General features: G+C 65.5%; 21 protein-coding genes. 4 read left to right on the top strand and 17 right to left on the bottom strand.

What is annotated here, in order from left to right:
• Window positions 1-2: 2 nt before the first annotated feature.
• Genes phnN through phnG form a run of 8 tightly spaced genes read right to left on the bottom strand, consistent with a single transcriptional unit; the run spans window position 3 to window position 6,366 of the window.
• Window positions 3-599, bottom strand: a complete 597-nt coding sequence (gene phnN, locus IVB13_RS25350; RefSeq protein ID WP_018453085.1) for a phosphonate metabolism protein/1,5-bisphosphokinase (PRPP-forming) PhnN — start codon at window positions 597-599, stop codon at window positions 3-5.
• Window positions 596-1,750 (bottom strand): alpha-D-ribose 1-methylphosphonate 5-triphosphate diphosphatase, encoded by a 1,155-nt coding sequence (locus IVB13_RS25345; protein ID WP_247299237.1) that lies wholly within the window; start codon window positions 1,748-1,750, stop codon window positions 596-598. The genes phnN and IVB13_RS25345 overlap by 4 nt, the downstream gene beginning before the upstream one ends.
• 11 nt (window positions 1,751-1,761) lie before the next feature.
• Window positions 1,762-2,460: a phosphonate C-P lyase system protein PhnL gene (gene phnL / locus IVB13_RS25340; protein ID WP_018453083.1), complete on the bottom strand. Its 699-nt coding sequence runs from the start codon at window positions 2,458-2,460 to the stop codon at window positions 1,762-1,764.
• A 39-nt stretch (window positions 2,461-2,499) separates the two neighbouring features.
• Window positions 2,500-3,297 (bottom strand): phosphonate C-P lyase system protein PhnK, encoded by a 798-nt coding sequence (gene phnK / locus IVB13_RS25335; protein ID WP_018453082.1) that lies wholly within the window; start codon window positions 3,295-3,297, stop codon window positions 2,500-2,502.
• The gene (locus IVB13_RS25330) at window positions 3,290-4,186 is read right to left on the bottom strand and encodes an alpha-D-ribose 1-methylphosphonate 5-phosphate C-P-lyase PhnJ (protein ID WP_018453081.1); all 897 of its coding nucleotides are present in this window, start codon (window positions 4,184-4,186) and stop codon (window positions 3,290-3,292) included. Before IVB13_RS25330 ends, phnK begins: the two co-directional genes overlap by 8 nt.
• Window positions 4,183-5,286 (bottom strand): carbon-phosphorus lyase complex subunit PhnI, encoded by a 1,104-nt coding sequence (locus tag IVB13_RS25325; protein WP_018453080.1) that lies wholly within the window; start codon window positions 5,284-5,286, stop codon window positions 4,183-4,185. The genes IVB13_RS25330 and IVB13_RS25325 overlap by 4 nt, the downstream gene beginning before the upstream one ends.
• A gap of 2 nt (window positions 5,287-5,288) precedes the next feature.
• Window positions 5,289-5,897, bottom strand: a complete 609-nt coding sequence (gene phnH, locus IVB13_RS25320) for a phosphonate C-P lyase system protein PhnH (protein ID WP_018453079.1) — start codon at window positions 5,895-5,897, stop codon at window positions 5,289-5,291.
• A gap of 4 nt (window positions 5,898-5,901) precedes the next feature.
• A complete protein-coding gene (gene phnG, locus IVB13_RS25315) occupies window positions 5,902-6,366 on the bottom strand; it encodes a phosphonate C-P lyase system protein PhnG (protein WP_018453078.1) in 465 nt (154 codons plus the stop codon).
• A 118-nt stretch (window positions 6,367-6,484) separates the two neighbouring features.
• Here phnG and phnF point away from each other — a divergent pair, with 118 nt between their 5' ends.
• Window positions 6,485-7,216 carry a phosphonate metabolism transcriptional regulator PhnF gene (gene phnF, locus IVB13_RS25310; protein ID WP_018453077.1) on the top strand — a complete coding sequence of 244 codons (732 nt, stop codon included), beginning with the start codon at window positions 6,485-6,487 and terminating at the stop codon, window positions 7,214-7,216.
• 164 nt (window positions 7,217-7,380) lie between these two features.
• Here phnF and phnE (IVB13_RS25305) read toward each other — a convergent pair whose 3' ends face one another.
• From phnE (IVB13_RS25305) to phnC, 4 genes are all read right to left on the bottom strand, one after another.
• Window positions 7,381-8,229: a phosphonate ABC transporter, permease protein PhnE gene (phnE, locus tag IVB13_RS25305; RefSeq protein ID WP_026232457.1), complete on the bottom strand. Its 849-nt coding sequence runs from the start codon at window positions 8,227-8,229 to the stop codon at window positions 7,381-7,383.
• Window positions 8,226-9,110, bottom strand: a complete 885-nt coding sequence (gene phnE, locus IVB13_RS25300) for a phosphonate ABC transporter, permease protein PhnE (protein WP_026232456.1) — start codon at window positions 9,108-9,110, stop codon at window positions 8,226-8,228. Before phnE (IVB13_RS25300) ends, phnE (IVB13_RS25305) begins: the two co-directional genes overlap by 4 nt.
• Before the next feature lie 76 nt (window positions 9,111-9,186).
• On the bottom strand, window positions 9,187-10,122 hold the full coding sequence (phnD, locus tag IVB13_RS25295; RefSeq protein ID WP_026232455.1) for a phosphonate ABC transporter substrate-binding protein: 936 nt from the start codon (window positions 10,120-10,122) through the stop codon (window positions 9,187-9,189).
• 63 nt (window positions 10,123-10,185) lie between these two features.
• A complete protein-coding gene (gene phnC, locus IVB13_RS25290) occupies window positions 10,186-10,995 on the bottom strand; it encodes a phosphonate ABC transporter ATP-binding protein (protein WP_018453073.1) in 810 nt (269 codons plus the stop codon).
• Window positions 10,996-11,178: 183 nt separating this feature from the next.
• Between phnC and IVB13_RS25285 the strand changes: the two genes are divergently transcribed.
• Genes IVB13_RS25285 through IVB13_RS25275 form a run of 3 tightly spaced genes read left to right on the top strand, consistent with a single transcriptional unit; the run spans window position 11,179 to window position 13,745 of the window.
• On the top strand, window positions 11,179-11,838 hold the full coding sequence (locus IVB13_RS25285) for an acetyltransferase (protein WP_018453072.1): 660 nt from the start codon (window positions 11,179-11,181) through the stop codon (window positions 11,836-11,838).
• Window positions 11,835-13,028 carry an alpha-D-ribose 1-methylphosphonate 5-triphosphate diphosphatase gene (locus tag IVB13_RS25280; RefSeq protein WP_247490861.1) on the top strand — a complete coding sequence of 398 codons (1,194 nt, stop codon included), beginning with the start codon at window positions 11,835-11,837 and terminating at the stop codon, window positions 13,026-13,028. Before IVB13_RS25285 ends, IVB13_RS25280 begins: the two co-directional genes overlap by 4 nt.
• Window positions 13,029-13,046: 18 nt before the next feature.
• Window positions 13,047-13,745, top strand: coding sequence for a DUF1045 domain-containing protein (locus IVB13_RS25275; protein ID WP_018453070.1), 699 nt, complete (start codon window positions 13,047-13,049; stop codon window positions 13,743-13,745).
• Between the two features lie 3 nt (window positions 13,746-13,748).
• Here the strand turns inward: IVB13_RS25275 and IVB13_RS25270 are convergent, their stop codons facing one another.
• The 5 genes from IVB13_RS25270 to IVB13_RS25250 all read right to left on the bottom strand — a co-directional run bounded on the left by IVB13_RS25270 (window position 13,749) and on the right by IVB13_RS25250 (window position 20,131).
• Window positions 13,749-14,342: a hypothetical protein gene (locus IVB13_RS25270; RefSeq protein WP_018453069.1), complete on the bottom strand. Its 594-nt coding sequence runs from the start codon at window positions 14,340-14,342 to the stop codon at window positions 13,749-13,751.
• A gap of 77 nt (window positions 14,343-14,419) precedes the next feature.
• Window positions 14,420-15,820, bottom strand: coding sequence for a selenium-binding family protein (locus tag IVB13_RS25265; protein ID WP_247299231.1), 1,401 nt, complete (start codon window positions 15,818-15,820; stop codon window positions 14,420-14,422).
• 259 nt (window positions 15,821-16,079) lie between these two features.
• The gene (locus IVB13_RS25260) at window positions 16,080-17,021 is read right to left on the bottom strand and encodes a dihydrodipicolinate synthase family protein (RefSeq protein ID WP_026232453.1); all 942 of its coding nucleotides are present in this window, start codon (window positions 17,019-17,021) and stop codon (window positions 16,080-16,082) included.
• Between the two features lie 124 nt (window positions 17,022-17,145).
• Window positions 17,146-19,227: a methyl-accepting chemotaxis protein gene (locus IVB13_RS25255; RefSeq protein ID WP_247490859.1), complete on the bottom strand. Its 2,082-nt coding sequence runs from the start codon at window positions 19,225-19,227 to the stop codon at window positions 17,146-17,148.
• A gap of 133 nt (window positions 19,228-19,360) precedes the next feature.
• On the bottom strand, window positions 19,361-20,131 hold the full coding sequence (locus tag IVB13_RS25250) for an enoyl-CoA hydratase (RefSeq protein WP_018453065.1): 771 nt from the start codon (window positions 20,129-20,131) through the stop codon (window positions 19,361-19,363).
• Window positions 20,132-20,133 lie beyond the last annotated feature (2 nt).

The following is a 20,133-nucleotide window of genomic DNA, read 5'->3' as shown; positions in this document are numbered from 1 at the left end:
GGCTATTCGTGCCAGCCCTGGTTCCTGATCACGCGCAGAAGCTGGCGGCCGTGATACTCAGCGCTGCCGGCGTTGAGGATGGTGACGTCGGCCTGAGTCGATGCGTCGTCGACGCTGCGCGTCAGCCGTTCCGCGATATTGCCGTCGCTGTGCCGGGCGCGAGCGGCAAGCCGCTGCGCCAGCACATCCGGAGGCGCCGTGATCGCGACCACCACGACGTTTGCATAGGTCTGGCGCAGCACGCCGATCACCGTGCGCGAAACATTGGCCACGACGGCGCGTCCGGCACGAATATCGTCGTTGAGGTCGAGCGGCAGCGCGTAACAATGCCCATGCGCCTCCCAATGCACGGCGAATTCGCCATGCTCGCGCGCCCGACGGAATTCGTCAGGGCTCACCGCAATATTGTCTTCGTCGGCCGAGGATTCCCGCGTCACGACACGGCGCGGGAAGACGATGTCGTGATCCTCGATGCAGGCTGCCCGCGCCAGCCGCAGCAGCGTGTCCTTGCCGGCACCGCTGGGACCGACCACGAGCACGAGCCGCCCGGGCCCGATCGCACCCGTTGTCTTTCCCGCCACGGTGACGGCCTCGCTCATGCGACACGGCTTCCTTCGCGCCAGACGCTGCGGACCGCGGGGACGCGGCCCGCGACATGCACGCGGATCAGATCGGCACGCTTGCCGATCGCGATCTCGCCGCGGTCGGACAGGCCGACTGCCTCCGCGGGCGCCTTCGTCACGGTGCGGATCGCCGCCGGAAGAGTGATGGCGGGCACGTGCTCGGGCAAGTGCAGCGCGGCCATCAGAAGGCTCGAGGGGATGTAGTCCGACGACAGGATGTCGAGCAGGCCCTCGCGGGCGAGATCGACCGCGGCGATATTGCCGGAATGCGAGCCGCCGCGCACGACGTTCGGCGCGCCCATCAGGATGTCGATGCCGGCCTCGTGCAGGCCGCGCGCGGCCTCCAGCGTGGTCGGAAATTCCGCCACCGAAACGCCATCGCGCACGGCGTCCACGACGTTCTCCTCAGTGGTGTCGTCATGGCTCGCCAGCGGGATCTTGTACTTGTGGGCCAGCGCCACGATCTCGCGCATGTTGGTCGCGGCATAGGCCTTCTGATATTCGAAGCGCTTCGCGAACAGCTCGTCGAGCTCGGCGTCGGTCTTGCCGCCGCCCTTACCGCGATAATAGTCGCGCAGCTTGCCTTCGTCCCGGAACTGGCGCTGGCCGGGGGTGTGGTCCATCAGCGACATCAGCCGCACGTCGGGACGGTCGATCAGCTCCCTGGCCTCCTCGACCACGCTCGGCATCGGGATTTCGCAGCGCAGATGCAGGAAGTGATCGGCGCGGAGCAGGTCAGCATCGCGAGCGGTCGTGATTGCGGCGGCAAGCGTGCCGGCGCGGCCGTCGACTTCCTCGGCGCCATCCTCGCGCCAGACCCGGAGCGAGTCGAACACCGTCGTGATGCCTGATGTCGCGAGCTGGCCGTCATAGGAGACGACGGCGGCGACTGGATTCCAGAACACTTTTGGTCGCGGCACGTAATGCGCCTCGAGGTGATCGGTGTGGAGCTCGATCAAGCCGGGCATGATCAGATCGCCGCCGGCATCCTCTGCCCCCGCGGGCGCCCTGCCCTCGCCGATCTCGGCAATGCGTCCATCGGCGAGGGCAAGCCAGCCCTGCTCGATCACCCGTTCCGCCAGCACGATCCTGGCGTTGGCGATCACGATGTCCTTCTTGGCGTTCATGTCCATTTCCTTCAGGCCGCGGCGGCGAAGCTGGTGACGTCGACGGTGCGGTCGGCAATCTGATGACGGATTTCGTCGTCATGGACAATGGCGACCATGGCGACGCCCTGGCGCTTCTTTTCGGCTACCAGCCCGACCACGACGGCGCGGTTGGCGGCGTCGAGCGACGCGGTCGGCTCGTCGAGCAGCAGGATCGGCAGATCCGAGATGAAGCCGCGCGCGATGTTGACGCGCTGCTGCTCGCCGCCGGAAAAGGTCGCGGGCGGAAGCTGCCAGAGCCGCTCGGGGATGTTGAGGCGATGCAACAGTTCGCCAGCACGGGCTTGCGCCTCCGCGCGCGCCAGGCCGTTGACGATCAGCGGCTCGGCGACCACGTCGAGGGTCGCGACGCGCGGCACCGCGCGCAAGAACTGGCTGACATAGCCAATGGTCGCGCGGCGGATGTTGAGAACCTGCCGCGGCTCGGCGGTGGCGAGATCGACCAGCGCGCCGCGATGGTGGATGCCGATCCGGCCGGAATCGCAACGATAATTGCCGAAGATCATCTTCAGGATCGACGATTTTCCGGCGCCTGATGGCCCCGACAGCACGACGCATTCGCCGGGATTGACGTGAAAGGTCACGCCGCGCACCACGGGCAGCTCGATGCCACCTTGCAGGTGCATCGTGAAGGTCTTGTTGGCGTCGGCGATGTCGATCATGGCGGTCATTGGAGAACTCTTCTTGCAAGGCTCATTACGTTGGAAGGCTCATGGCGGCAGGATCGAGGAGACGAGCAGCTGGGTATAGGGCTCGCGGGGGTCGTCGAGCACCTGATCGGTGAGGCCGGTCTCGATGACTCGGCCGCCCTTCATGACCATGACCCGATGCGACAGCAGGCGCGCGACCGCGAGATCATGGGTGACGATGATGACCGCGAGATGCAGCTCCGCGACCAGGCTGCGCACGAGGTCGAGCAGACGGGCTTGCACGGAAACATCGAGGCCGCCGGTCGGCTCGTCCATGAACACCAGCCGCGGCTCGGTGACGAGGTTGCGGGCGATCTGGAGCCGCTGGCGCATGCCGCCGGAATAGGTCCGCGGCGCATCGTCGATGCGCGCGATGTCGATCTCGACGCGAGTCAGCCAGTCCGACGCGGTATCGCGGATGCGGCCGTAGTGATTCCACCCCACCGCCATCAGCCGCTCGCCGACATTGGCGCCGGCCGAGACGGTCATGCGCAGCCCCTGCGCGGGATCCTGATGAACGAAGCCCCAATCGGTACGAAACAGGAAGCGCCGCTCGGCCTCGCCCAGCGTGGTGAGATCGCGGGTGACGCCATCGCGCATCCGGTAGGACACCTCACCGCCGCTGGCCGCGAGCTGACCCGACAGCAGCTGCAGCAGCGTCGATTTGCCCGAGCCGGATTCGCCGACGATCGCCAGCACCTCGCCGGGGTAGAGCGCAAAGGACACGTCGCGGCACGCGGCGATCCGGCCATAGGACTTACTGAGGGATTTTGCGACCAGCAGCGGCTCGTCGTTCTCGAGCATGTCTTGATCAGCCATTCGATGCCTCCTGCGCCTTGTCCTTGTACGGCGCGGCGCTGAGGCTGCCGTGATGGCCGGCGGCCTGACGTCCCTCGCAATAATCGGTGTCGGAGCAGACGAACATGCGCCCGCCCTTGTCGTCGGTCACGATCTCGTCGAGGTAGGAATTTTCAGCGGCGCACAACGCGCACGGCGCGTTGAAGCGGTACGGCTCGAAGGGATGGTCCTCGAAGTCGAGCGACACAACTTGCGTATAGGGCGGGATCGCATAGATGCGCTTCTCGCGGCCGGCGCCGAACAGTTGCAGCGCCGGGCAATTGTCCATCTTGGGATTGTCGAATTTGGGCGTCGGCGACGGGTCCATCACGTAGCGCGCATTGATCTTCACCGGATAGGCGTAAGCCGTCGCGATGTGGCCGAAGCGGGCGATGTCCTCGTAGAGCTTCACATGCATCAGGCCGTATTCGGCGAGCGCGTGCATGCGCCGCGTCTCCGTCTCGCGCGCCTCGAGGAAGCGCAGCGGCTCCGGGATCGGCACCTGGTAGACCAGCACCTGATTTGCGTGTAGCGACGTCTCCGGAATGCGGTGGCGGGTCTGGATCACGGTCGCATCGATCGTCGCCGTCGTCGTGGCGACGCCGGCGGTCTTGGCAAAGAACTTCCTGATCGAGATCGCATTGGTGGTGTCGTCGGAGCCCTGGTCGATCACCTTCAGCACGTCCTCGGGCCCGAGGATCGCGGCCGTCACCTGCACGCCGCCGGTGCCCCAGCCATAGGGCATCGGCATTTCACGGCTGGCGAACGGCACCTGATAGCCGGGGATCGCGATCGCCTTGAGGATCGCGCGGCGGATCATCCGCTTGGTCTGTTCGTCGAGATAAGCGAAATTGTAGGCGGGCGCGTTCATTCCGCGGCCTCCTTCATGGCATCGGGCGCATTGGCCTCAGTGAATTCCTTCCGCAGCTTGCGCAACAGGCCGAGCTCAGACTGGAAGTCGACATAATGCGGTAGCTTCAGATGCTCGACGAAGCCGGTAGCCTGGACGTTGTCCGAATGCGACATCACGAATTCTTCGTCTTGCGCGGGGGCGAGTGCCTCTTCGCCGAGCTCGCGCGCACGCAACGCGCGGTCGACCAGCGCCATCGACATCGTCTTGCGCTCGCTCTGGCCGAAGGCGAGGCCATAGCCGCGGGTGAAGCACGGCGCCTCCGTCGCGGAGCCCTTGAACTGATTGACCATCTGACACTCGGTGAGCTCGATCGAGCCGAGCGGCACGGCGAAGCCGACGTCTTCCGCGGAGAATTCAACCTCGACCTCACCGAAGCGAATCTCGCCGGCGAAGGGATGGTTGCGGCCGTAGCCGCGCTGGGTGGAATAGCCCATCGCCAGCAGAAAACCTTCGTCGCCACGCGCGAGATTTTGCAGGCGCAGGTCACGATCGGCGGGAAAATTGAGCGGCTCGCGAGTGAGATCGCCGACGCTGGCGCCGTCCTCAGCCTGAGGCGAGGATTCGATCAGCCCGTCGCGGCCGAGGATGTCGGTCACCCGCGGGGTTGGCGCAGACGATGCTTCGGCCGTCGCCGGTGTCTCCGGCACAAAGCCCTCGGCGAGCGAGGGATCGAGCAGGCGGTGGGTATAGTCGAAGGTCGGGCCGAGGATCTGGCCGCCGGGAATGTCCTTGAAGGTCGAGGACACCCGCCGCCGTATCCGCATCGCGCCGGTCTCGACCGGCTCGCTGGCGCCGAAGCGGGGCAGCGTCGCGCGGAAGGCGCGGACCAGGAAGATCGCCTCGATCAGATCGCCGCGCGCCTGCTTGATGGCGAGCGCCGCGAGCTCGCGGTCATAGAGCGAGCCTTCGCTCATGACGCGGTCCACGGCGAGACCAAGCTGCTCGGAGATCTGGTCGAGCGAGATTTCCGGAACGCTTTGGTCGCCACGCCGCGCACTGGCGAGCAGGCGATGGGCGTTCTCGATGGCGCGTTCGCCGCCTTTGACTGCGACATACATGCTTAGCTTCCCCTGCTCACGATACGCGTGGTGCGCGGGATCGCAACCATGGCGTCATCGGCGACCAGCACCACATCGATACCGCGCGGAAACAGCGCCTCGTTAATACGAAGTCGCTCGAACACGTCGAACGGCTTGATCGACGCCTGGAGCGTGGCGACGCCGTCGATGCCGGGCCCGCGCAGCTCGAAGCTGCGTCCCGAATCGAGACTCTCGACCTGCAGGATCAACGTGGTCGACCGATCCGGATATTCGCTGGTGCCGAGCGCGAAGCGCTCCAGCGAAGGCAGCGCCCCGCCGTCGCTGATCAGCGCGAAGCTGGCGATGGAAGAATCCTGCACCACCGGCGCACCAGTATGGAATTTCAGCCATTTCACGACGTCGGAAGTCTCATGCATGCGCGCATCGAGCCAGAGCGGCGTGTCGTGATCGAACAGCGTCAGCGCGATCGCGGCCGTCCCGCGCATCATCACACGAGGCGCTCCTGATGTCGGCACGATGCGCTGCACCGATCCCGGCCGCGCCATCGCGTCCATGACCGAGCGAAAGGTCGATTGCGCCGACAAGACCTTATCGGCGAACCCCGGCGGCAGTTCCGCAATCGTGGTCATGATCTCACCCCTCACCGCGCACCATGGTGTAGAAATCAACCTTCGTCGCGGCGGTCTGGGCCGCCACCTGCTTGCGCCTGACCATCAGCTGCTCACGCAACGGCGCGATAATGTCCCGCTCCACCGCGGCGCCGAAATCGCTGGACTGCACCAGGGCATCGCACAGCGCGATCAGCCGCGCCTTCTCGCCGTCGCGGCCGAGCGTGTAGCCGAAACCGACCTCGCCGCTCGCAAGCCGCACCGCGGCGCGCGACACCGTGGCTTCACCGAGGTTGAACGGCGCACCATCGCCGCCGACCCGGCCGCGCAGCATGACGAGGCCGTTTTCCGGCGCGCGCAGATCCTGATGCGCCGGCAAAGCGAGAGCGTGGAGGCGAGCGGCGATCTCGCCCGCCTCCGCGTGCGCCAGCACGGACATTGCGGCCTTGCGCTGGGCTTGCTGATTATTGTGCTGGGTCACCGCATCCACCGACTTCTCTGCAGAACTTGCCGAATCCAAGTTGTCTATGATACTAGACAACTTGATACGGGAGCGCCATGACTGTTTCGTGACAAAGGCGTGATTTCTGGAGTAGCTTCCCGGCCACATGAGCATGCAGGACACAGCCTCCTCCGGCGTCGCGTTGTGGCGCCTCGTTGCCGACGGCATCGAGCGCGGCATCGCCGACGGCCGCTTTGCGGCGGGCGACAAGCTGCCGGGCGAGGTGGAGATCGCCGAAACCTATCGCGTCAACCGCCACACCGTGCGACGCGCGCTGGCCGCGCTTGCCGAGCGCGGCATCGTGCGGGCAGAACGCGGCAGCGGAACCTATGTCGAGGCGCAGAAGCTCGCTTATCCACTGCGCTCGCGGACCCGTTTCTCCGAGATCGTCGGCGCGGACGGCCGCGAACCGCATGGCCGGCTGATCGAGGCGTCCGCTGACGTTGCGACCCGCGAACTCGCGCGGGAGCTTGGCCTCAAGACCGGCGCACCGCTGGTCCGGATCGAGGCGATGCGCCTCGCCGACCGCACGCCGATCTGTGTCTCCACGACGTGGCTATCGGCACAGCTATTCCCCGCTGCGGGCGACGTCTTTGCCGCGACCCGCTCGATGACGAAATTGCTCGAGCATTACGGCGTCCGGGACTATCGCCGCGGCGCGACCCGGATCACCGCCGGTATCGTCGACGCAACCGACGCCGCACGGCTCGATCTGGCGCTGGGACGGCCGATCCTGGTGGTCGACGCCACCGATCACGATCTCGACGGCAAGCCGCTGGTCACCAAGCATTCGCGCTTTGCGGCGGAGCGGGTGGAATTTCTGGTGGAGAACGGGTGAACTGGCTGCCCTCTGCCCCTCTCCCCTTGCGGGAGAGGGTGGCTCGCCGCGCTAGCGGCGAGACGGGTGAGGGGTTGCCTCCGCGCACTGATCTGAATTGAGGATGCAGACCCCTCATCCGGCGCTTCGCGCCACCTTCTCCCACAAGGGGAGAAGGAAGAAGGTTACGCCACCGCCCGCCGCCCGATAATCGCAAAACGCAATTTGCCCGAAACGAAATCGATCGCGGCGACTGCGACCAGGATCATCAGGATCAGGAACGACACCTTCTGCCATTCCAGCACGCGGATCTGCTCGGCGAGCTGGAGGCCGATGCCGCCGGCGCCGACGATGCCGATGATGGTGGCCGAGCGCGTATTCGACTCGATGAAATAGAGCACCTGCCCGGCAATCACGGGCAGGACCTGCGGCAGCAGGCCGAAGCGAATCTCGTGCAGCGCGCTACCGCCGGAGGCGCGGATGCCCTCGACCTGCTTCTGGTCGGCGCCCTCGATCGCCTCCGAGAACAGTTTTCCAAACGCGCCGAAATCCGACACGGCAATAGCGAGCACGCCGGCAAACGGGCCGAGCCCGACCACGTTGATCCACACCAGCGCCCAGATCAGCGTGTCGACTCCGCGGATTGAATCCAGGAAGCGCCGCACCGGAAACCGCAAAATCCTCGACGGCACCACATTGCGCGCGGCAAGAAGACTGACCGGCAGCGCGAAGACCGCGGCCAGCGTCGTGCCGAGCAGCGCAATCGACAGCGTCTCGCCCAGCGCCTTCAGATAGACCGGCAGCGACGAGCCGGGATCCGGCGGGATCATCATCAGGCTGATCCAACCGAGCTGGCTGAGCCCCGCGAACAACCGCGACGGCGAGAAGTCGAGATCGATGAGGCCATAAATCAGAACCGCGAGCGCCGCGACGATCATCGCCGGCATCGGGAGCCGCGCCGAAGCCGGCCGGTCGAACACATCAGGGTAGCGCGCGCGAAGCGCTGATGTGTCAATGTCCTGCGGCCCCGTCACGTCCGCGCCTCCTTGCCGAACAGGCGGCCGCGCAGCCAGCCGGTGCTGATGTCGATAATGAAAACCGTGACGATGATGGTGAGCAGGATGGCGCTGACGTCCGAGTAGTAGAACTTGCGGATGGCGACGACGAGCTCCTGGCCGATGCCGCCGGCACCGACGAAGCCCATCACGGAGGCCTCGCGGACGTTGATCTCGAAACGCAGCAGCGCGTAGCTGGCATAGCCCGCCGTGACCTGCGGCAGGATGGCGAAGCGCATGCAGGACAGCCAGCTCGCGCCGGTCGAGCGGACGCCTTCGACCGGTTTCATGTCGGCGTTCTCGACGATCTCCGAGAACAGCTTTCCAAGCGCGCCGGTGGAGTGAATCGCGATCGCCAGCACGCCCGCCATCGGCCCCAGCCCGAAGGCGATCACGAAGATCAGGGCAAACACGATGCCGGGGACCGTGCGGGCGAATTCGAGCAGGCGCCGCACGACGAAGCGCAACCACGGCGCGGGCGAGGTGTTTTCAGCCGCAAAGAAGTTCAGGCAAAACGCAAAAGTCGCGCCGATCAGCGTGCCGACATAGGAGATCAGCAAAGTCTCGCCCAGCATCCTCAGCCATTTGCGCCAGCCCCACAGCCACTCGCCGACATCGGTCCAGACCCGCTGGCCGGTGTCGAGTGTGAGGATGCGGTCGAAATAGCTGATGAAGTTGCCAAAGTGGGCGAACAGCGTGCGCAGATTCACTTCAGCGCCGATCGCGGCCAGACACAGTGCTGCGGCGAAGATCACGGCTCCAGACAGGATTCGGAGCCGCTTGCGCGCCACCGCCTGGCGATAGGCGGCGTTGAGCACGGCGAGCTGTTGCTCGGGGAGGATCGAAACCGCGACGGTCATCTTGGCCAGGAAAATGGTCAATCAAAGAGAAAGAGCCGGGTCCATCGACCCGGCTCCAGTGGCATCGTCCCGAAACTCAGGACGCCTTCTTCTTACGCAGCGCATCGACGAACTTGATCAGCTCGATCGTGCCATCCCAATCCTTGGTGGTCGCGGGATGAAAACCCTTCTTCTGGCCGTCCTGGAGGCGATGGAACGCAGCCTTGTCCTTGGCCGGCGCGTCGAAGAACGCCTTGGCGATGGCGGCCTTGGCCTCTTCCGGCAGGTCAGAATTGTAGGCATAGGGGCCGTTGATGATCGGCGCCGACTTGTGGATGATGCGGAAATCATCCTTCTTCATCGCCGAGCCATCGGCATTCTTCAGCATGCCCTTGGTCAGCATCTGCGCTAATGTCGAGTCGTTGTCGCTGGTCCACTGGTTGGCCGCGACGTCGACCGTGCCCTGCGCCAGCGCCAGGATCGCGTTCTCGTGGCTTCCGGTGAAGACGACCTTGCTGAAATAGGTGTCGGCGTCCGCGATGCCCATCTTGTCGAGCTCGAAGCGCGGCACGTTGTTGCCGGAGGTCGAGTTCGGGTCGACCAGGCCGAGGTTCTTGCCCTTGAGCTGGTCGATGCTCTTGTAGGCGCTGCTCGCCTTGACGAAGAACACCGAGTAATAACCGGTGGAGCCGTCGGAGTTGATGTCGTTGGCGAAGGCGTCGGTCTTGACGCCGGTCAGGCGGGCGCGGGCGAACGAGGCCGAGCCGTAGCTCGCGATGTGAATGTTGCCGGCACGCTGGCCTTCGATTACGGCAGCGTAGTCGTTGGCGATGCGCAGCGTGACTTTCACGCCCAATTCCCTGGAGAGATAGCTCATGAACGGCGCCCAGCGCTCGGTCACGCCCGAGGCGTTTTCCGCCGGAATGACCGCGAAGGTCAGCTCGGGATATTTGGCTTTCCAGTCTTCGGCGGAGGCCGAAGTCGTCAACGCGAGCGCGGCGGCGCCGGCGAGAATCAATCTGCGAGTAATCATGATAGCCTCTTCATTGGTTGAGGTCGGTTGACGCAAAATTGGTAAGTCCTGATGCGGCGCAGCTCAGGCGGCGGCCGCCGTTCCAAGCGCCGGAATGCCCTGTCGCACCGGTGCAGGCGTGCCGCCCATGACTTCGGCGGCTTCGAGATCGTAGAGCTCGCGCGCCACGTGGTCGGTCAACTCGGCCGGCGCGCCGTCGAACACCACGCGGCCCTGCGCCATGCCAATCAGGCGGTCGCAATAGCTGCGCGCCAGGTCGAGCGAATGCAGATTGCAGAGCACCGTGATGCCGAAGTGCTTGTTGATGCGCAGCAGCGCATCCATGACGATCTTGGTGTTGCGCGGATCGAGCGAGGCGATCGGCTCGTCGGCGAGGATGATGTCGGGCTGCTGCACCAGCGCGCGGGCAATCGCGACGCGCTGCTGCTGGCCGCCGGAGAGCTGATCGGCGCGCTGGGCCGCGAGCGGGGCAATGTCGAACTGTTCGAGCGCGGACATCGCCAGCGCCCTGTCCTGCTCGGGCCAGGTCTGCGACAGCGAGCGCCAGGCCGGCATCGTCGCAAGCCGTCCCATCAGGACGTTGGTGAGCACATCGAGCCGGCCCACCAGATTGAACTGCTGAAAGATCATCGCCGAGCGCGCCCGCCACTGCCGCAGCTCCTTGCCGCGCAGCGCCGTGACGTCGAGGCCGTCGAACAGGATGCGGCCCTGTGCAGGGGTCGCGAGACGGTTGATGGTGCGCAGCAGGGTCGACTTGCCGGCGCCGGAGCGTCCGATCACGCCGACGAAGCCGCCGGGAGAGACTTGAAACGAGGCGTCGTCCACCGCGGCTTTCACGCCGAAGCGACACGTCAGACCTTCAACCACCAGCATGCAGGGCTCCAGAGTAGCTGGGACCCACCGCTAACGCCGGCGCTTGACACTTGTGTGACACGGACGTTGCGGTGCGGCGATCCTACACACCTCATCTCCTGTTCATCCCCTGTCATGGCGTCGTCATGACATTGTCATCAAGCCGCTCGAAGAGAAACGCCCGCCCTCTCGTTCGGATTCAACATGGCCGCCAAAGCTCTTTCGGTCCAGCCGACTGTCGATCCCTCCGCGAAGCTGCACGACGCCAGGCTTGGGGCCTACACCGAGGTCGGCGCGCGCACGATGCTGCACGAGGTGACGATGGGGGATTACTCCTATGTCGTGAACGACGCCCAGATCACCTACACCACCATCGGAAAATTCTGCTCGATCGCGGCGATGACACGGATCAATCCGGGCAATCACCCGATGCAACGCGCCACGCAGGCGCACTTCACCTATCGTTCGAGCGCCTATTTCGAAGGCGAGAGCGACGACACGGAATTCTTCGACTGGCGGCGCCAGCATCACGTCCATATCGGCCATGACGTCTGGATCGGCCATGGCGCGATCGTTCTGCCGGGCCGCAACATCGGCACCGGCGCGGTGATCGCGGCCGGCGCCATCGTCACCAAGGACGTTCCGGCCTACACCATCGTCGCCGGCAATCCGGCGCGCATCGTGCGCCGGCGGTTCTCGGAAGAGGTTGCGGGGCGGCTTGCGAGGCTCGCTTGGTGGGACTGGGATCACGACAAGTTGCGTGAAGCCCTGCCCAATTTCCGCAAGCTCGGGATTGAGGATTTCCTCACGGCATACGAAGCAGGGGCACCCTCTTCTGCCAGCAAACGAAGCGCGGTCGCGTGACAGACATATTCCTCGAGGGCGGGCGGGCCCTGATCGGCTCCGAGTTCGCCGAAACGTCGCTTCTCGTGTCCGGAACGGACATCGCAGAGATCAATGCCTCGCGCAGCCGGGCGCGGCTGGCGATCAAGGCGCGCGATCTGCTGGTCCTGCCGGGCATCGTCGATCTGCATGGCGATGCCTTCGAGCGACAGATGATGCCGCGCGCCGGGGTCGATTTCCCGATCGACGTCGCGCTCGCCGACAGCGACCGCCAGGCGATCAGCACCGGCATCACCACGGTTTTTCACGCCACGACCTGTTCGTGGGAGCCGGGCCTGCGCAGCGCCGGCAATGCGCGCAGCCTGATGGAGGCGATCGAACGGCAGCGCCCGCAATTCGCCGCCGACACCCGCTTTCACCTGCGCCACGAGACCTACAATCTCGACGCCGAAACCGAGATCAGCCAATGGCTCACTGAGGGCCGCGTCGACCTGTTCGCCTTCAACGACCACATGGACGGCACGGTTGGGGACATGGCCAAGCCGCGCAAGCGCAATCGCATGGTGGAGCGCACCGGCCTGTCGAGCGAGGAATTCGACCGGCTGGTCGGACACATAATGTCCCGCGCCGCGGATGTGCCGGCTTCCGTGTCACGGCTGGCCGCGACGGCCCGCGCCGCCGACGTGCGGATGCTCTCGCACGATGATGCGACGCCGGCGATGCGCGAAGGCTTTCGCGCCATGGGCGTGGCGATTGCGGAGTTTCCGATCAACGAGGAGACAGCGCGGGCGGCAGCAAGCCACGGTGACGCCATCGTCTACGGCGCGCCGAACGTCGTGCGCGGAGGCAGCCACACGGGCTGGACCAGGGCATCCGACATGATCGCCAAAGGGCTCTGCTCGGTTCTGGCCTCGGACTACTACTATCCCGCGCAGCTGCTCGCTGCGTTCCGGCTCGCCGCCGATGGCGTGCTGCCGCTGACCGAGGCCTGGAATCTGGTCTCCGCCGCGCCCGCGCGCGCGACCGGTCTTGCAGATCGCGGCGTGCTCGCGGAAGGCCGGCGCGCGGACATTCTGCTGGTCGACGACAGCATGCCGCTGCGGCCGCGGCTGATCGCCGTGATATCAGGCGGCAAGCTCGTGCATCTCACCGAGGCGACGCGGTTGCTTGGCATGCCAGCTACCCCGCGCCAAGCTGTCGCCGCGGCATAAACCCGCTATGCTCGGACGATGACGAGTTTCCCCCGCTACGCGATCTATTTTGCCGCAGGCAGCGACAGCGCGCTCACCCGCTTCGGCGCGGAGTTGCTCGGCTACGATGCCTATACCGGCAACGAGCTGCCGTTTCCCGCCGACGCATCGCGTCTCGCGCCGGACTGGCGTGATGTCACCGCCGATCCCCGCAAATACGGCTTTCACGCCACGCTGAAGGCGCCGATGGCGCTGGCGTCCGACAGGCGCGAGGTCGAGCTTGTTGCGGCCTGCGCGACATTCGCCGGCAGGGCACGCGCAATTCCGGTGATCCGCCCGGTCGTCGATTCCATCAGCGGCTTCATCGCCGTCATTCCCGGGGAGCCGGTCGGCGAACTCCAGCAGCTCGCCGCCGATTGCGCGCGCGACTTCGACTCCTTCCGCGCGCCGCTGAGCGCGGAAGACCGTGCGCGGCGCAAGCCGGAGAAGCTGAGCGAACGGCAGCGCCACTATCTCGACCGCTGGGGCTATCCTTACGTGATGGAGGAATTCCGTTTCCACATGACGTTGACGGGCCGGCTCGACGTGGAGCGGCGCGGGCCGATTCTGGAAATGCTGCAGGGAAGGTTTGCTGCGCTCGGCCTCAAGACGCTTGCGATCGATCGCGTCGCGCTGTTCAAACAGGACCACGCCAAGGCTCGCTTCCGCATCATCGGCGAGTGGGCTTTGACCCAGTAAGTGTCAGTGCCAGCTCGCGAGATTGAAGCCGAAGGCCACAACGCCAACCAGAATGAGGCTGGTGGCCCAGATTACATCCAGATTGAACCAGCTTCGCGAGACGAACCTCAATCCCAGATGGCGGTAGACCAGCCACGCCAGACATCCGCCGGCGCTGACCATGGCAGCGACGTGCACCAAAGACACCAGAACCGCCATCCCGAGACTCGCCTTCATCAGCGCGCCGGCGGCCTCATGGCCGGCATCGAGTTCGAAGGCCTGGCAGAGCCCGAGATAGATCGGCACGAGCATCAAGGCGGCGCCGTGAGCAATGGCAACGGCAAATGACCAGAGCGCCAATTGCGTCGGCGGAATTCGTGCCAGCGCGCGCGGATGGCGCCGCTCGACCAGCCGATAGACGCCGAAGCCGATGACGAAAAGGCTCGCGCCGAGCTGGATCGAACGCTGCCACTCGGCCAGCACGAGCAGGAACGCGAATGGCAGCAGCACGAGAAGCGTTGCCAGGAGATGTCCGGCGGCCAGAGCCCACAACGCACGAAAGAGCGCGCGCGGGCTCTTGTCCATGAGCCCGGCCGAAACGGCGAGCGGCCAGCCCATTCCCGGATTGACCCCGTGATAGAAACCGCTCGCAACAAGAGCGAGCCACAGCCAGCCGAGGCTCGCGTGTGCCCAATCTAGGCCGACGGGTAGCAAAAGGAGTCCGTCGAACAATCGCCGCCCTCCAGCCTGATCTGGTGCGCACGATATCCGTCGGGGAAGCTCACGAAGTAGTTCTTGTCGAGCTCGAAGCCACCATTGCGACCGACATTGGCCATGACTTCCAAACCCGGAACGCCATCGGGATAGAACTGGTCATCCCAGGTGGAATAGAGCGAATTGGTCCAGTACACCCGCCTGCCGTCCCGGCTGATCTCGACCATCTGCGGACCGGCCGCAAATGCCTTGCCGTTCGGATGGGGGGTGCGGCGCGCGATGCCGCCGATGTGAACCGAGCCCGCAAGCTTCGGCTTTCGCGGATCACTCACGTCGTACTGGCGCATTTCACCCGTGCCCCAGCACGAGACATAGAGAAAACGATCATCCATCGACAGGTCGATGTCGGTCACCAGCGGCGGCACGGCGCCAAAGCCCTGAAGCAGCGGCGGGAGCTTCTCCTTTGGCGCAGGCTCGGGCGGGATCGTCGCCGTCTTCTCCGCATGGAATTTTCCGCCTTCGCGCCACCAGGTCCAGATCGAGGCTTCGAGATTCGTGGTGTCGACCACAACGCCTACAAAGCCGTATTCGCGAACCGGATCGTGCGCCGGCCGTACCTCCAGCGCCATCTGATGATTGGCGCCGAGGTCGATGGTCTGCACGTTGCGACGGGCGCGGAGATCCCAGAAGTGGAGACGATGGCCATATTTGTTCGCCAGCAGATCTTCCGGGACGATCCCGTTCTCGAACTGCGGCGGCAATGCCCATTCGCTCGTCACCACGTAGTCGCGCGGCAGGTTCCACCAGAAATCATAGTGCAGCGTCTGCGGACCGCGGTCGATCTCCCATCGTCCAAGGACCTCGAACGTCTCGCAATCCATGATGAAGACGCCTGGAGGCCCGTTGGTGCCGTCCTTGCCGCCGCCGCCGAGCGTGCTCACATAGACGCCGTCCGGCCCGCAATGGATGGTGTGCGGCCGCGAATAGCCGGTCTTTTTGAAGACTTCCTCGGGCTCGATGATCTTGTGGATTTTGGCTTTGGTCGGATCGGGCTTGGTATCGATGATGTAAATCCGCGACGAGCGCAGCCCGGGGATGATGAGATAGCGCCGCTCGATGAAGGCATGCCCAGTGAGCGGCGACAAGGCGGAGGAGCAGGCATTCCAGCCGAAGTGATGAAACTCATCGCCCTTGTTGGGCATCGTCACGGTGTGGACGATCTGGCTGTAGGTCGGCGATCCCGGCTTGGCGTCGATCACCGCGAGAGCATCCGGTTTCGAGAAATCCGGACTGAGCAGCAACGTGTAGGCAAAGTTCTCCGCAGGAGCTTCCATCGCAAGCTTGGGCGATGCGTGAAAGGTGGGATCCGGCCTCATCGTCATGGCACTGCCTCCCTGTTTCGTTGGTTCGCACCAACCTGGTTCGGAATAGCGGCATAATGAAGAGCTGTTGCGCGATGTCTTGAGTTGCTCCGCGGGCCAGGTTGGCGAGCGTACAATATGTCATCGCCGGGCTGCGGGAAACCGCCCGAACCGCGTTAATTCGACGCCTTCAGCCAGATGGAAGCTGGCGGGATCAGGCCAGGGGTGCGCACCTCACACTCAGCGTCGTCCCGGCCTTCGCCGGGACGACAGCGTTGCGCTACTTCCCCCACCTCAACGCCAGCGCATCGCGCTCCTTGGCCAACTCCAGCAGCCCGGCCCGCGTCGCCGGGTGCAACGGCTGGAGCGGATGCCGCACCGTGTCCGACTTGATCACGCCGCCGGCCTGCATCATCGCCTTGCAGGCGATCAGGCCGCATTGGCGGTTTTCGTAGTTGATCAGCGGCAGCCAGCGTTCGTAGGCGGCTTTGGCCTCTTCACGCTTGCCGGCGAAATAGGGATCGACGATCTGGCGGATGCCGTCGGGATAGCCGCCGCCGGTCATCGCGCCGGTGGCGCCGGCATCGAGATCGGCGAGCAGCGTGATCGCTTCCTCGCCGTCCCAGGGACCCTCGATATCGCTGCCGCCGGCGTCGATCAGGCTGCGCAGCTTTGCAGCCGCGCCCGGCACCTCGATCTTGAAATAACGGATGTTGGCGAAATCGCGCGCCAGCCGCGCGAGTAGCTCAACCGACAGGGGGGTGCCGGCGACAGGCGCATCCTGGATCATGATCGGAATCTTGATCGCGCCCGACAGCACCTTGAAGAATTCGACGACGCCTTTTTCGGGCACGCGGAAGGTGGCGCCGTGATAGGGCGGCATCACCATGACCATGGCGGCACCGGCCGCCTCGGCCTGCCGGCTGCGCGCGGCGCAGACGGCCGAGCTGAAATGCGTGGTGGTGACGATCACGGGAACGCGGCCCGCGACATGCTCCAGCACCGCATGCATCACGGTCTCACGCTCGGCATCCGTGAGCACGAACTGCTCGGAGAAATTGGCGAGAATGCACAGACCGTTCGAGCCTGCGTCGATCATGAAATCGATGCAGCGACGCTGTCCCTCAAGGTCGAGTTCGCCGCGCTCGTCGAAGATGGTGGGTGCGACCGGGAACACGCCGCGATAGGGGCGCTGGGCCTTGTGGTGGGGCGTGACCGGCATCGAACTCTCCATCCCTGATATCTCTTACATCTGCCGCGACGCTCGCACAGCGCCACAGATGTACCCGCCGCGCGCATCGGCGGCAATGCCGATCGCGCGACGTAAGGACGGAAGATTGTCGAAGCTATGCGGTCCTCACCGCGCCCAAAAAGCCCTCGACCGCGACGCGGAGACGATCGGCGTCGGCGGACATTTTCGTCACGGACACCGACAGGACCGAACCGGCATTGCCGGTCTCCTGGTTCAGCCTGGCGACGCTGCCGATGGTGTCGGTGACCTCGCGGGTTCCCTGCGCGGCCTGCTGGAAGTTGCGGGAGATCTCGGTGGTGGCCGCACGCTGCTGTTCGACCGCTGCCGCGATCGCCGTCATCTTTTCGTCGATGCCGCTGATCGCGCCGCCGATCGCGCGGATGGCCGCGACCGCCTGGCCCGTCGCGCCCTGGATCTCCGCGACCTGGCGGGAGATTTCTTCCGTCGCCGTCGCCGTCTGCGAAGCGAGGCTCTTGACCTCGCCGGCGACCACGGCGAAGCCGCGGCCGGCCTCGCCCGCGCGCGCGGCTTCGATGGTGGCGTTCAACGCCAGGAGATTGGTCTGCCCTGCGATGGCGTTGATCATCTTCACGACCTCGCCGATGCGGCCAGCGGTCTGATCGAGGATTTCGACCGTCGCATTGGTCTGCGCTGCCTGCGACACGGCTTCGCGGGCCTCGCGGGCGCTGGCCTGCACCTGCGCGGAGATCTCGCCGACGGACGCCGAGAGTTCTTCGGTCGCCGCTGCGATGGTCTCGAGATTGTTGGTGGCCTGCTCGGCGGAGGAGGAGACCGCCGCGGTCTGGCTGCTCGATTCCGAAACCAGTGAGCGGACGTCAGTCGCGGTGGCATCGAGCTCCTTGGTCGACGCCGCAACGCTGTGAATGACGGCTTGCACGGTGTCGTCGAAACTGCGGCAGGCCGCATCGACGGTGCCGGAGCGGGCGAGCTGGAGCGCCTGCTGCGATTCGCGCACCTGGCCCAGGCGTTCCGCGGTCGCCGCGCTCTCGCGCAGGCTTTCGAGTGCGGCCGCCATGGTGCCAAACTCGTCGGGATACCTGGATTGCGGGACGGGCGTCGCGTAGTCGCGGGCGCTGATCTTGGCGATCGCGTCCAGGATGGCGCGCACCGGGCGCATCAGGCGATTGCGCACCACGTACACGCCGGTCAGGGTCACGGCCAGCGCGAGCAGGAACGCGAGCGACTGCACGACGAGATTGGTGAGCGCCTTGGCCTGCACCGTTTCCGCCCGGACGATCGACTGGTCGAGCGCCTTGTTCGCCACCGCGACGATGGACGCAAAGGGTGACTGACACAGCGTATTCCATTCCGCGGCGGGCATCGCGGGCTTACCGCTGCCGTCGAAATTCTTGGTGAGGTCGCCGATCTGCTTGAGGGCACCGTCGGTCTTGGCCTTCGCGTCCGCCGCTGCCGTCACCAGCTCCGCCGCCACGCCGGGCGCGGCCAGCAACTCGGCCATGCCCGCCCAACCGGAGGCGATCGTGCCATCCCATTGCGCCACTGACCGCTTCTGAGCGTCGTCGAGCGGCTTGCTGGCGTTGACGTTGGAGCGAAGGGACGAACAATGGATACCATAACGATCGCGCACCTGCCAGGCGAAGCGCCGGACCTGGATCATGCGGGCGATGAAGGGGTCGTCCATCCAGGCGCGGTTCGACACCGCGGTGGAAGCGAGGTTGGCCGTTTCGATCACCTTGGTGACGCCATCATACCAGGAGTTGGTGCGCTCGATCTTGCGCTCCGCGCGCGGGCGCTTGGCCTCGTCGTAGAACAGCTGGAACTGCGGCGCGGCGGCGCTCCAGCCCTGCTTCAATGTGCCAGCGAGTTCGTCGCGGCGGGCGAAATCGACGGTGGCGAGCGCGGCGCCGATGGCGTCATAGCCGCCCTGCTCGGCCTTCTCCGCCGCCTCGAGTTTTGCTCGCGGATCATCCTCGCCGAGGATCGCGCTCTGGGCATCGCCGCGATTGTTGCGCAGCGCCAGCACGCCATGGAAGATCGCCTTGTCGGCCGCGGCAAGCCGCGCGGTCTCGAGGCTGTCGCTATAGCGGCCGAACGCCCCAACCATCTGGATCGCCGTGGAGGCCAGCGCACCCGCAGCCAGCAGGGCCATCAAGGTCAGAAGGAGCGAACTTACCGATTTCTTAAACATTGCCATGGTGTCGGGGGCCTGGGTCGGGGGCCTATTCTTTCGAGCGCCACCTTGCCCGCGACATGCCAATGTTCCGTTAAGGTTTTAATCGAATGGGCGTGAGTTTCCGGCCCGACGAGCCTCAGCGCAGTCCCGGATATCACGCAACCTTGGTGAAATCCGGCGGGCGGCGTTCCGCGAACGCCGTGAAGGCCTCGCGCGCCTCAGCGGTGCGCAGGCGCAGCCCGAACTGCTCGCCTTCGGCATTCATCTGCGCGACCAGCGTCTCGCCGTTGCGCATCAGCTTCTTGGTGGCGGTGAGTGCGCCGGCCGGCTGACGGGCAAGACGCTGCGCCAGCGCGAGCGCCTCGGCATCGAGCTTGTCGAGCGGCACGACGCGGTTGGCGAGCCCCCATTCCAGCGCGGATTTGGCCGGCACCGTCTCGCCCAGCGCGAACATCTCGTAGGCCCGCGCATAGCCGATGCGCGCCGGCATCAGCAGGCTGGAAGCTGCTTCCGGCACCAGTGCGAGGCTGACGAAGGGCGTCGACAATTGCGCGTTGGCGGCAAGCACGACGAGGTCGCAATGCAGCAGCATCGTGGTGCCGACGCCGACGGCGCGGCCCTGCACCGCGGCCACCAAGGGCCGGGAGCAGCGCGCCAGCGACTGGATGAAGCGCACGACGTTGCGGCTTCCTTCCGACTTGCCCGCCGCGACCGCCGCGAACTCGCCGACATCGTTGCCGGCGGTAAACATGTCGCCTTCGCCGCGGATCAGGATCACGCGGACCGACGGATCGTGCTCGGCTGATTCGATGGCATCGGCGAGCTTGCCGTACATCGCATCCGTCAGCGCATTCTTCTTGTCGGGGCGTGCCAGCGTGAGCGTGAGAATTCCGCCGTCGTTCCGGATCCGGACGTGCTCGGTCATGG

Origin of the sequence: Bradyrhizobium sp. 17 (genome assembly GCF_023073515.1) — a bacterium.
In the GTDB taxonomy this organism is placed as follows: Bacteria; Pseudomonadota; Alphaproteobacteria; order Rhizobiales; family Xanthobacteraceae; genus Bradyrhizobium; species Bradyrhizobium canariense_D.
The sequence above is the reverse complement of the archived record's forward strand: the minus strand, read 5'-3'. Positions and strand labels throughout refer to the sequence as shown.

Bases quoted from the DNA above. Each gene is read 5' to 3' on its own strand.
- phnN (WP_018453085.1), bottom strand. From the start codon at position 599: ATGAGCGAGGCCGTCACCGTGGCGGGAAAGACAACGGGTGCGATCGGG.
- IVB13_RS25345 (WP_247299237.1), bottom strand. From the start codon at position 1,750: ATGAACGCCAAGAAGGACATCGTGATCGCCAACGCCAGGATCGTGCTG.
- phnL (WP_018453083.1), bottom strand. From the start codon at position 2,460: ATGACCGCCATGATCGACATCGCCGACGCCAACAAGACCTTCACGATG.
- phnK (WP_018453082.1), bottom strand. From the start codon at position 3,297: ATGGCTGATCAAGACATGCTCGAGAACGACGAGCCGCTGCTGGTCGCA.
- IVB13_RS25330 (WP_018453081.1), bottom strand. From the start codon at position 4,186: ATGAACGCGCCCGCCTACAATTTCGCTTATCTCGACGAACAGACCAAG.
- IVB13_RS25325 (WP_018453080.1), bottom strand. From the start codon at position 5,286: ATGTATGTCGCAGTCAAAGGCGGCGAACGCGCCATCGAGAACGCCCAT.
- phnH (WP_018453079.1), bottom strand. From the start codon at position 5,897: ATGACCACGATTGCGGAACTGCCGCCGGGGTTCGCCGATAAGGTCTTG.
- phnF (WP_018453077.1), top strand. From the start codon at position 6,485: ATGAGCATGCAGGACACAGCCTCCTCCGGCGTCGCGTTGTGGCGCCTC.
- phnE (WP_026232456.1), bottom strand. From the start codon at position 9,110: ATGACCGTCGCGGTTTCGATCCTCCCCGAGCAACAGCTCGCCGTGCTC.
- phnD (WP_026232455.1), bottom strand. From the start codon at position 10,122: ATGATTACTCGCAGATTGATTCTCGCCGGCGCCGCCGCGCTCGCGTTG.
- phnC (WP_018453073.1), bottom strand. From the start codon at position 10,995: ATGCTGGTGGTTGAAGGTCTGACGTGTCGCTTCGGCGTGAAAGCCGCG.
- IVB13_RS25285 (WP_018453072.1), top strand. From the start codon at position 11,179: ATGGCCGCCAAAGCTCTTTCGGTCCAGCCGACTGTCGATCCCTCCGCG.
- IVB13_RS25275 (WP_018453070.1), top strand. From the start codon at position 13,047: ATGACGAGTTTCCCCCGCTACGCGATCTATTTTGCCGCAGGCAGCGAC.
- IVB13_RS25270 (WP_018453069.1), bottom strand. From the start codon at position 14,342: ATGGGCTGGCCGCTCGCCGTTTCGGCCGGGCTCATGGACAAGAGCCCG.
- IVB13_RS25265 (WP_247299231.1), bottom strand. From the start codon at position 15,820: ATGACGATGAGGCCGGATCCCACCTTTCACGCATCGCCCAAGCTTGCG.
- IVB13_RS25260 (WP_026232453.1), bottom strand. From the start codon at position 17,021: ATGCCGGTCACGCCCCACCACAAGGCCCAGCGCCCCTATCGCGGCGTG.
- IVB13_RS25255 (WP_247490859.1), bottom strand. From the start codon at position 19,227: ATGGCAATGTTTAAGAAATCGGTAAGTTCGCTCCTTCTGACCTTGATG.
- IVB13_RS25250 (WP_018453065.1), bottom strand. From the start codon at position 20,131: ATGACCGAGCACGTCCGGATCCGGAACGACGGCGGAATTCTCACGCTC.